The 10,867-nt window shown below is 45.4% G+C and carries 9 protein-coding genes, 2 tRNA genes, 2 rRNA genes and 1 riboswitch; of the genes, 2 read left to right on the forward strand and 11 right to left on the reverse strand.

Translation table 11 applies throughout. The annotated features are described in order from the left end of the window. Nucleotides 1–10 precede the first annotated feature (10 nt). Nucleotides 11–952: a LysR family transcriptional regulator gene (locus tag AACT23_RS15925; protein WP_094127947.1), complete on the forward strand. Its 942-nt coding sequence runs from the start codon at nt 11–13 to the stop codon at nt 950–952. 152 nt (nt 953–1,104) lie between these two features. Continuing rightward, nucleotides 1,105–2,895, forward strand: coding sequence for an aminopeptidase P family protein (locus AACT23_RS15930; protein ID WP_176428644.1), 1,791 nt, complete (start codon nt 1,105–1,107; stop codon nt 2,893–2,895). Nucleotides 2,896–3,089: 194 nt separating this feature from the next. On the opposite strand, the gene thiH is transcribed toward AACT23_RS15930, so the two are convergent. From thiH to AACT23_RS15985, 11 genes are all read right to left on the reverse strand, one after another. Then, complete coding sequence (thiH, locus tag AACT23_RS15935) at nt 3,090–4,202, reverse strand: 2-iminoacetate synthase ThiH (RefSeq protein ID WP_094127951.1); 1,113 nt, start codon at nt 4,200–4,202, stop codon at nt 3,090–3,092. A gap of 2 nt (nt 4,203–4,204) precedes the next feature. After that, nucleotides 4,205–4,969 (reverse strand): thiazole synthase, encoded by a 765-nt coding sequence (locus tag AACT23_RS15940; RefSeq protein ID WP_019281193.1) that lies wholly within the window; start codon nt 4,967–4,969, stop codon nt 4,205–4,207. Continuing rightward, entirely contained in the window at nt 4,970–5,179 is a 210-nt protein-coding gene (thiS, locus tag AACT23_RS15945; protein ID WP_010319419.1) for a sulfur carrier protein ThiS, read from the reverse strand. After that, a complete protein-coding gene (locus AACT23_RS15950; protein ID WP_019282122.1) occupies nt 5,167–5,955 on the reverse strand; it encodes a HesA/MoeB/ThiF family protein in 789 nt (262 codons plus the stop codon). Before AACT23_RS15950 ends, thiS begins: the two co-directional genes overlap by 13 nt. Further along, the gene (thiE, locus tag AACT23_RS15955) at nt 5,945–7,240 is read right to left on the reverse strand and encodes a thiamine phosphate synthase (protein ID WP_094127953.1); all 1,296 of its coding nucleotides are present in this window, start codon (nt 7,238–7,240) and stop codon (nt 5,945–5,947) included. The genes AACT23_RS15950 and thiE overlap by 11 nt, the downstream gene beginning before the upstream one ends. A gap of 4 nt (nt 7,241–7,244) precedes the next feature. Then, entirely contained in the window at nt 7,245–9,194 is a 1,950-nt protein-coding gene (gene thiC, locus AACT23_RS15960) for a phosphomethylpyrimidine synthase ThiC (RefSeq protein WP_094127955.1), read from the reverse strand. 108 nt (nt 9,195–9,302) lie between these two features. Continuing rightward, nucleotides 9,303–9,401, reverse strand: a riboswitch (TPP riboswitch). 52 nt (nt 9,402–9,453) lie between these two features. Beyond that, entirely contained in the window at nt 9,454–9,837 is a 384-nt protein-coding gene (gene crcB, locus AACT23_RS15965) for a fluoride efflux transporter CrcB (protein ID WP_013855606.1), read from the reverse strand. 367 nt (nt 9,838–10,204) lie between these two features. Next, nucleotides 10,205–10,281, reverse strand: a tRNA-Trp gene (locus tag AACT23_RS15970). A gap of 60 nt (nt 10,282–10,341) precedes the next feature. Next, nucleotides 10,342–10,418, reverse strand: a tRNA-Asp gene (locus AACT23_RS15975). A gap of 29 nt (nt 10,419–10,447) precedes the next feature. Then, nucleotides 10,448–10,563 (reverse strand): 5S ribosomal RNA (gene rrf, locus AACT23_RS15980). Between the two features lie 87 nt (nt 10,564–10,650). Next, nucleotides 10,651–10,867 (reverse strand): 23S ribosomal RNA (locus AACT23_RS15985); the annotation flags it as partial.

The following is a 10,867-nucleotide window of genomic DNA, read 5'->3' on the forward strand; positions in this document are numbered from 1 at the left end:
GGAAATACAGATGAATATAGAAAAATTAGCCAGAATCGATCTTAATTTGCTTGTTTGTCTGTCCGTACTGCTAGAAGAACTGAACGTAACGCGCGCCGCCCATCGCCTCTGTTTGAGTCAATCTGCCGTCAGTAAATCGCTTGCCAAGCTTCGTCAGCAGTTTAATGACCCGTTGTTTATTCGTAATTCACATGGCTTAAAGGCCACACCGCAGGCGCTCTATCTCAAACCCAAACTCGACACTCTCATCAATCAGCTCGAGCTACTCACTCAACCACAACAATTTTCACCACAAAGCAGTGAATACCGTTTTCATATTGCGGCAGTAGAAAGCGTCTACCCATTAATTCTCCCCCATTTTTTGCCCGCTATTTTCAGCCAAGGTCCAAATCTCAACATCAACACCCACTCATGGAACGATCAAACCTTTAAGAAATTGCAGCTTGGTGAGTTGGATTTAGGCATTACCGGCAAGGACATTGATATCAATGATGCCAAATTGACGATGCTGCCACCCAATGATATCTGTGAACAAGAGATCTATCGAGATAGCCAAATGTGCGTGGTACGTAAAGACCACCCAGCATTACGAGACAATTGGACGTTAGAGCGCTATTTATCGCTACGTCATGTACAAGTGCGCTGCGATGGTAACGATCGCTGGCTACTCGACTATCGCTTGGCGGATATCGGCCGAGAAAGGGACATCGCAATTACAGTACCGGATTTTAATAGTGCCACCAGCCTTTGTACTTATACTGATTTTATCTTTACCGCGCCGAGCCACTTCACCCACCTAGTAGCCAAGCAGATGGATCTCGTCGTGTTGCCATTACCGATGGAATTTCCACCTATGGCTTATACGTTATTTTGGCACAGAGACAGAGAAAGTGACCCCGCATTGAGCTGGTTAAGGCAGATGATCCAAACCAAAACACTGCATCTCAGGTGAAGCTGCGGTTTGCGCCAGTTCGATAAAAAGAGTAGCTTATTGAAGCTCGTCCCCATCGCCACAACCCCATAGACACAATAGTAAAGTCAGGGTTCGCTATGGATTTGCACAGTTCCCTACAACGGACGGTTATGAGAAAGGATATAACACAGATGCATGATTCAATCGCACAACGCGTATCAGCCTTACGTGGCTGGCTCACACAGCAAGGGCTTGATGCCATCATCATTCCACACGAAGATGAATATCTCGGGGAATATGTACCGCAACACAACGAACGCCTGCATTGGTTAACTGGTTTTACTGGCTCGGCAGGCGCGGCTGTGGTCACCCACGATAACGCGGCTATTTTTGTGGATGGCCGCTATACAGTGCAAGTTCGTAAACAAGTGCCAGAGGCAACCTTTGAGTACCGTCACTTGATTGAAGAGCCCGTTCTCGATTGGCTCCAAAGCGCATTGGTCTCAGGTAGTAAAGTGGGATTTGATCCGCGCATGCATAGAGCAAGCTGGCTTAAAACGGCACAGGCAAAATTGTCTGATGAGTTACAGCTTATTGCCGTCGGCAATAATCCAATCGATGAGTTATGGAAAGACCGTCCTAGCGCTGCAATTTCAGCAGTGCGCTTGATGGGTAATGAACTCGTCGGTATCAGTAGCCATGATAAGCGTGAGCAAATAGCTCATCAGCTGAGTAAGAAAAAGATTGATGCGGCGGTACTGACAGAACTTGATTCCATCTGCTGGCTGTTAAATATCCGTGGCCTTGATGTTTCCCGATTACCAGTATTACTTTCCCATGCCATTATTTATGCTGACTCCAACGTCGATTTCTTCCTTGACCCTGCTCGTCTTCCTGCGGAATTTGACAAGCATGTCGGTGGCGGCGTTCGCGTTCACCATCCAGATCAACTAGAAAAGCAGCTTAATTTACTCGCAGGTAAAAAGGTGATGATCGATCCTGCTACCAGTAATGCATGGTTTACGCTGACTTTACAAAATTCCGCTGCTGAAATCATTAATGACACCGATCCGTGCTTACTGCTAAAAGCGGCAAAAAATGCAACCGAAGTCTCTGGAATGAAAGCGTGCCATGTGCGTGATGGTGTGGCGATGACCAAATTTCTTGCTTGGTTGGATAATGAAGTGGCTAGCCAAAGACTGCACGACGAAGGCTATTTATCTGACCGCTTACAAGCATTTAGAGAGGAAGACCCAACTCTAGCCGATCTTAGTTTTGATACTATTTCAGCGGCAGGCAGTAATGCAGCTATGTGCCATTACAACCACATCAACCAAGTAAAACCAGGACAATTAGCCCAAGACTCACTTTATCTTGTCGATTCTGGCGGCCAATATTGTGACGGTACGACTGACATTACGCGTACCATTGCTATTGGTAACCCCAGTGAAGAGATGAAAAAACAGTTCACTTTAGTGCTTAAAGGTCATATTGCACTAGCCAGAGCACGCTTTCCAAAAGGCACTTGTGGTCATCAGCTTGATGTACTTGCCCGTCAGCACCTATGGGCTAATGGTTTTGATTATGATCATGGCACTGGTCATGGAGTCGGCCACTTTTTGAGTGTCCATGAAGGGCCACAACGCATCAGCAAAGTTTTCAACAACGTCGCACTGCTTCCAGGTATGGTACTGTCGAACGAGCCCGGTTATTACCGTGCCGATGCGTTTGGCATTCGTATAGAAAACTTAGAACTGGTGGTCGAAGTTGAAACACAAGGTGATTTCTCTGTGTTGGGGTTTGAGTCTCTCACGCGTTGCCCGATTGATAAGCGCGCGATCAACATCAATATGTTAACTCGACCAGAGCTCACATGGCTAAATGACTATCATCAAAAAGTATGGGATCAAGTTGGTCCACTCGTTGAGGGTGATAACAAAGCGTGGTTGCGCCAAGCGACACTGCCTATTGAGCATGATTAAACTTCAACATGATAAAACAAATGCGCTGTAGGTAGTCTCTGTGTAGTAACTTAACCTAGAAAGATGAAAGGCGACCTCGGGTCGCCTTTACTTTAACTTATGATTCTCTTAACTCGAATTCACCTTATTAGCCAAATCACCATACTTTAATGAATGCATCCATATGTTTCACGTGAAACGTGCAAGCCATGACCTCATCCAGAATAGGCAGCATGCCAATCTCGCCACACAACTTCAAAGCCTTGCCCTTTAACAGCGGCGGCAACTTGTGCGGCTGTACGTTCATCGCTAATCACAAATTGCTCAAGCTCGGCCTCTTGCATTGCATAACCTCCAGGCTGTGTTTTTGATCCCGCCGATATGCTGGTGATCCCCAGTGGAATGAGCTTATCCCTAAAGTGCGCCGATTCGCGGGTAGAAAGCGAGAGTTCCACTTCTGAATTGAGCAAGCGAAATGCACAGATGAGCTGAACCAGTTGCTTGTCAGACATAACCGATTTAGGTTGCAGCCTACCTTCACAAGGTCGCAAGCGAGGAAACGAAATTGAATAGCGCGTCTTCCAATATCTCTTTTCAAGATAATCCAGGTGAGCGGCCACGTAAAAACAATCGGCCCGCCAATCTTCCAAGCCAATCAAAGCGCCAAGACCAATCTTATCAATCCCCGCCCGGGCAAGTCGGTCCGGTGTTTCAAGGCGAAAGTTAAAATCCATTTTGTTGCCTCGCAGATGATGTAAAGCGTAAGTCGATGGATGATAAGTCTCTTGATATACCATTACCGCATCTAAACCTAAGCTCTTTAGCTCCGCATAGTGCGCTTGCTGAAGCGGTTGAACCTCCATAGCAACATAGCTGACTTCACGCTTTATCAACGGCAGTATCTGCCGGAAATAGTTCATGCCTACTTTGGTTTCATGCTCACCAGTGACCAGCAAGACATTATCAAACTGCATCTGCTTGATAACTGCCAATTCACGTTCAACTTCATGCAAACTTAATGTACGCCGCTTGATGCGATTCTCCATCGAAAATCCACAATAAGTGCACGCATTGGCACACAAATTTGAAAGATAAAGCGGGATATAAAAAGAAAGAGTATTGCCAAAGCGTTGCCTCGTCAGTGCGTAAGAAAGTTGCGCTAACTGCTCGATATAAGGCTCAGCAGCAGGAGAGATTAATGCCTTAAAATCCTCCAAATCGCGCTTCTCTTTATGCAATGCTCGCTCGACATCTGACGCTGTTTTGGAACGGATTGATAACGCAATATCGTCCCAATCGAGTTGTTTGAAACGTTCTAAAAAGCTCATCGCTATTGATCCAAAAATGCAGTTAGAGGGCTGGATGCGATAGCATGATGAACCTGAGTTGCAAGCCCAGCCTCATAAGCCATTCGACCCGACTCCACCGCCAACTTAAATGCCAACGCCATTTGTATCGGATCGCGCGCGGCCGCAATTGCGGTGTTAACTAAGACAGCATCCGCGCCCAATTCCATCGCAAAAGCCGCATGCGATGGCGCGCCAATACCGGCATCAATAATCACGGGTACACGAGCTTGGTTAATGATGATTTCTAAAAAATCTCGTGAGACCAGCCCCTTATTCGATCCAATTGGCGCACCTAATGGCATTACGGCCGCACACCCCACCTCCTCTAAACGCTTACACAACACGGGGTCAGCATGGCAATAAGGTAATACGATAAATCCATCTTTCACTAATTGTTCCGCTGCCTTTAACGTTTCGATAGGGTCAGGCATCAGATACTTAGGATCGGGATGAATTTCTAGCTTCAGCCACGATGTCGATAACGCTTCACGCGCTAAATGGGCAGCAAAAATCGCATCCTTCGCATTTTTCGCACCCGATGTGTTGGGTAAAAGATGGACGCCTGACTCGATAAGTGGCGCTAAAATATCATCATTTAATTGGTTAAGATCGACTCGCTTTAATGCCATCGTCGCCATTTGTGAACCAGATATGGCAATAGCTTTTGTCATTAACTCTCGGTTGGCAAATTTCCCCGTACCAGTGAACAGGCGAGATTCAAACTGTTTATTCGCTATCGTTAACATTTAGCCTCCTGCAATGGCTTGAAACAGCGATATTTGATCGCCTTCACTTAATAGGGTCGTTGACCACGCACTACGCGGCACTACGCTCTGATTCAGGGCAAACACGCAACCGGTAATCGTGATCGAAAGCAGTTTGGTGAGATCCGCAATACTGGTTCCCGCTGAAACTTGATGAAACTGCTGATTAATCTTGATCGTTATATCTGACATGTGGCTTCTCCCTTCATCTGATCAGTCTGTGGGTACCCACACACCTTACACTGAGGATCTTTAACAACATTTAAGGTTTGGAATTGAAACAAATGAGCATCAAACAGTGTCAGTTGGTTAGCATTACGCATCGTCTGTCGAGTCAATATCATGATGGCTTGCAAAGCTTGCAGGGTTCCGATGATTCCGACGACAGGCCCCAGAATACCGAATTCATTACAACGCTGCGCGGCAGGCAGTTCGCTATCAGGCACTAAACAGTGATAACAAGGTGACAACGGCAGTTGATCAAAAGCAATGACTTGCCCCTTCCATCCAATAGCCGAACCTGAAATCAATGGCTTAATTAGTTTACGGCACAACTGGTTAATTTGCTGACGGCTGTGGATGTTATCCGTGCAGTCAAGAACGACATCAGCATTCAGCACTTCCAGTTCGAGCTGAGTACCAATAAGGCGTTTAGATATCGCTCTTACTCTGCAATTAACGTTGATGGCTTTAATTTGTTCTGCCATCGCATCGACTTTGGTTTGACCAATTTGCCTCTCTCGGTAGATCACCTGCCGAGGTAAGTTGCTGCTTTCAACTCGGTCATCATCCACTATTACCAGTTGTCCAATACCAGCACTCGCCAAATACAAAACGGCCGCAGACCCTAAACCACCACAACCAATAACCAGCACTCGGCTATCAAGTAAAGATTGCTGTCCATTCTCACCTATTTCAGGGAGCGCAAGTTGCCTTTGATAACGGATAAATTGCGCATCAGAAAGCATAATCACATACCTCCTCAGCACTACTTGGTAATCGGTTTTGTATGATTCGATTGAAACTATCAATGACCAACTGAGGTGATTTTGCTTCTGTCACTGCACGTACAACGGCCAAGCCTGATACATCGCACTGCCAAACTTGCAATGCGTTCTCTAGGTTAATTCCGCCAATTGCAACTGTGGGTATTTTTGCACTTACAACTTCATCTGAGTTGGCGGCACAACTTAAACTCTCAATTAGCTGCTGGTAAAGTTTCAACCTAACAAGCCCCTGTGGCTTAGAGGGCATAATTTTGGTGGTGGTTGGGAATATGTGACCCAAAGCGATATAGCTGGGATTTAGTGAAGCGATGTTCAGAATCTCATAATAGCCGTGAGTTGAAATACCTAAACAGATCCCAGCTTGAGCAATTTGTGCTAAATCTGCATTGGTGAGATCTTCTTGTCCAAGATGAATGCCAAAAGCACCATGCTTTATCGCAAGCTGCCAATGATCATTAATAAAAACCTGTGCTTGATAGGTTTGTCCAAGCTCAATAGCAGCGATAATTTGTGATTCAAGATCAGGATGTGTTGAATCTTTTATTCGCAGTTGGATTGTCTTTACATCAAACTTCAATAACCGCTCGACCCACTCAGCGCTATCCACAACAGGGTAAAGGCCAATATTTTTGTCTATCTTTGGAAAACAGATATGATTTTGTTTATCGTCAGCAAAGATGCCAGCTACTGAATGTTGTAGCTGAGGAAAATATCGGCTATCCGTTGGCCATGTTTCACGTGAAACACTCATTGCCGCGCGAGCAACCACTAAAGCATCCTCTAGTGGAAAGTCGAGACACAACAATGATAGAACCCAAGCAAAGTGCTCACTCTTTGCATCAGCAGCATGAGCATTCGTAGAGTATCTTATACTACGCAGCTCTTCTCCGTGATACCACTCATCAACATAGTCGTGTGAGTCAGCAGCGGTAAGCCCTATCTTGACCAAACAAGTTTCTCGTTTCTGGGAGTGCTCAAATGGCATTTGAGCGCAAAAATTGACTTGGTATTGCAAGAATAAATTGGGCTTATCAGTTAAAACACTTAGCGCATCTTCGCACGAGGCTAAGCAATCGCTGCCAATCAAAGATGAGTATGAAGGCGTTACTAATTGACAATATAAAGTTGGGCTGGCACCCAAAAAAATATCATCGATATCAAAACCATGATGCTTGGCCAATAGCAAAACCTGTTGTACTTGAGCAGTCAACGCAATGTCATCACGGGGGATAAGTAATTGAATCATCTAATTACTCCTCGCTAACGACTGACCGTTGACTAACAGCAGGATGATAAAGCTCTGATCCTGAGGCTTTAAACTCTTGCGATTTCTGTCTCATGCCTTGTAACGGGTCATCTAGCAGCGTAACGGAAATGAGCGCATCAGCAGCAACTTGCTTGGTATCTAGCGCATACTCTCGAACTTCTTGAGAGATTTTCATCGAGCAGAATTTCGGCCCGCACATTGAGCAAAAATGCGCGACTTTACCAGACTCTTGCGGAAGAGTTTCATCGTGAAAAGCACGCGCCGTAACTGGGTCTAATGCAAGATTAAATTGGTCTTCCCAACGAAACTCAAAACGTGCTTTCGATAACGCATTATCGCGCACTTGTGCTCCCGGGTGCCCTTTCGCAAGGTCTGCAGCATGTGCTGCCAATTTATAAGTAATTAAACCCGTTTTAACATCTTCTTTGTTTGGTAAACCAAGGTGCTCTTTCGGTGTTACATAGCAAAGCATCGCGCAACCATACCAGCCAATCATCGCAGCGCCAATGCCGGAAGTGATGTGATCATATCCCGGAGCAATATCGGTAGTTAATGGGCCCAAGGTATAGAATGGCGCTTCATGGCAATGCTTTAATTGTTCATCCATATTCTCTTTAATCAAATGCATGGGGATATGGCCAGGGCCTTCAATAATGACCTGTACATCATATTCCCACGCTATTTTGGTCAACTCACCTAAAGTGCGCAGCTCTGCAAATTGTGCTTCATCGTTAGCATCGGCAATGGATCCTGGCCGTAGTCCATCCCCTAAGGAAAGGGCGACGTCATACTTGGCGCAAATTTCACAAATTTCACGGAAATGAGTGTAAAGAAAACTCTCAGTATGATGGGCTAAACACCATTTAGCGATAATAGAGCCGCCACGCGAAACGATGCCAGTAACACGTTTCGCGGTCATTGGCACATAACGAAGCAATAAACCGGCATGAATTGTAAAGTAATCAACACCTTGTTCCGCTTGCTCGAGTAAGGTATCGCGCATTACTTCCCATGATAAATCCTCCGCAATACCATTTACTTTTTCCAATGCTTGATACATGGGCACAGTGCCAATCGGTACGGGACTATTACGCAAAATCCATTCTCGAGTTTCGTGAATATTGCGCCCAGTAGAGAGATCCATCACGGTATCCCCACCCCAGCGGGTTGCCCATACCAATTTTTCAACCTCTTCTTCAATTGATGAAGAGACGGATGAGTTACCGATATTCGCATTCACTTTGACGAGAAAATTACGACCAATGATCATCGGCTCTGATTCCGGATGGTTAATATTCGACGGGATAATGGCTCGTCCTTCGGCAACCTCACGACGCACAAACTCAGGAGTTATTTGCTTTGGTAGATTAGCCCCCAAATGAATCCCTGCATGTTGCTGGTTCAGTTGTGCATCCATACACTCTCCACGTCGCGTATTTTCGCGAATGGCAATGTATTCCATTTCGGGTGTGATAACACCTTGCCGCGCATAATGAAGTTGAGTAACGCACTTCCCTTTCTTTGCTCGGCGTATGGCTGGCAGGTTCCCATAACGTAGTTCGTCCAATGTATCATCAGATAAACGTTCTTTAGTGTAAGCAGAACTGACCTCATCAAGCCACTCGGTATCATCCCGATCAGCGATCCATTTTTCCCTTAATTTAGGCAAACCTTGATATAAGTCGATAGTATGAGATGGGTCGGTATAAACACCTGAAGTGTCATAAACGCATATAGATTCATTCGGTTGATAAATCGGTGAGGACTTTGTGCCCCCGACCAAGCTGTCAGCTAGTTTAATCTCACGCATTGGCACGCGGATATCCGAACGTGAACCAGTAATATAGATTTTAGAGGAATTTGGGTAGGGTTCGACAGACAATGTGTCAATGAATTGTTTGGCTTCCAGTCTCGCTTGTTTGCGACTCGGCATAGCATCTTCCTTTTTGTACTAGGGATAAATGCTTGACGGATTAATGCACAAGAGTTGATCAAAATAGAGTTTTGATCTTAAGGATATAACGCTAGATAGATCACTAGCAGGTCATATTCTCTTGTTCCCTTCGCAGGTATTAGCCTGATCAGGTTCAACGGATCCCGAAAATACGGTCTCAGCCTTATGGCACTCCGACAAGTTGAGTCACGATTATAGGGAAAGACTATCCATTAACCAAGATGAAATTGTAATTTCGTTAACTTCTCATCAACAACTGGAAACCTATCCAAGCCGCTGAGATACTTAGCACCACGTTTAATAAGACATTAACACCCATTTTCAGAAAGGCTCCTTGCTGCATCAGCAATACATTATCCATAGAGAATGTAGAAAATGTGGTTAATGCACCCAAGAAACCCAAACCAATAATCTGGCGCCATGGCTCAGTTGCAAGTAATTCACTCTCAAAAGCAGCGATCAATAATCCCATAATAAATGAGCCGACAACGTTAACGGTGAGCGTTCCATAAGGAAACCCGCGTCCTAACAAGAACACACATAGCTCGGTAACTAGATAACGTGCACATGCGCCAAATGCGCCACCTAATGCAATAAAACCTAAAATAGACAGCTGTCCCATAACGAATTCCTAAAAGTAACCGTCGTTATTTTAACCGCTAAGCATAATAAATCGAACCTAATTACTAAAATAATCAAGGAAAGTTATGCTGATAATCTAGTGCTTTTAAAAAGTTACATCCATCACTTACTGAGTAAATGGATAAGCTAAACCGCTCTTAATGCCAATTGAAGTAACAATATGATCTAATTAAGGCTATTTCACGCTCGGGATCGCTTTCTTGGATACAGCTTGAGTACAGAGAGCTGGCCACAAAAATGTGCCGAAGGGATGAGGTAAACGGAATTAGTTAATTTTTCGGATTACTATCATAGAGGAAGTGAACAGATAGCAAAAAGCCTCAGCATTTCTGCGGAGGCTTGATAGATGGCAGGGGTGGAGAGATTCGAACTCCCAACACGCGGATTTGGAATCCGCTGCTCTGCCAGTTGGAGCTACACCCCTAAATAATTTATGCTTCTCATTGAAGAAAACCTCAACATAACTGCTGAGGCTCTTAATAAGTGGCGGAGCGGACGGGACTCGAACCCGCGACCCCCGGCGTGACAGGCCGGTATTCTAACCAACTGAACTACCGCTCCGCAGCGTGTCTGGTTAGACAATATTCAAAGCCTGGCGATGTCCTACTCTCACATGGGGAGACCCCACACTACCATCGGCGCTGTTGTGTTTCACTTCTGAGTTCGGCATGGAATCAGGTGGGTCCACAACGCTATGGTCGCCAAGCAAATTTCTTAATTCGGAAAGCTGTTTCGTTCTCATTCACACATTCAATGTTCTTCAATTGAGCCCACAAAACCCCTTCGGTGTTGTATGGTTAAGCCTCACGGGCAATTAGTATTGGTTAGCTCAACGCCTCGCAGCGCTTACACACCCAACCTATCAACGTTCTAGTCTCGAACAACCCTTTAGGACACTTAAAGTGCCAGGGAAGACTCATCTCAGGGCTCGCTTCGCGCTTAGATGCTTTCAGCGCTTATCAATTCCGAACTTAGCTACCGGGCAATGCCATTGGCATGACAACCCGAAC

This window comes from Vibrio sp. V09_P4A23P171 (assembly GCF_963875615.1).
Taxonomy (GTDB): Bacteria; Pseudomonadota; Gammaproteobacteria; order Enterobacterales; family Vibrionaceae; genus Vibrio; species Vibrio anguillarum.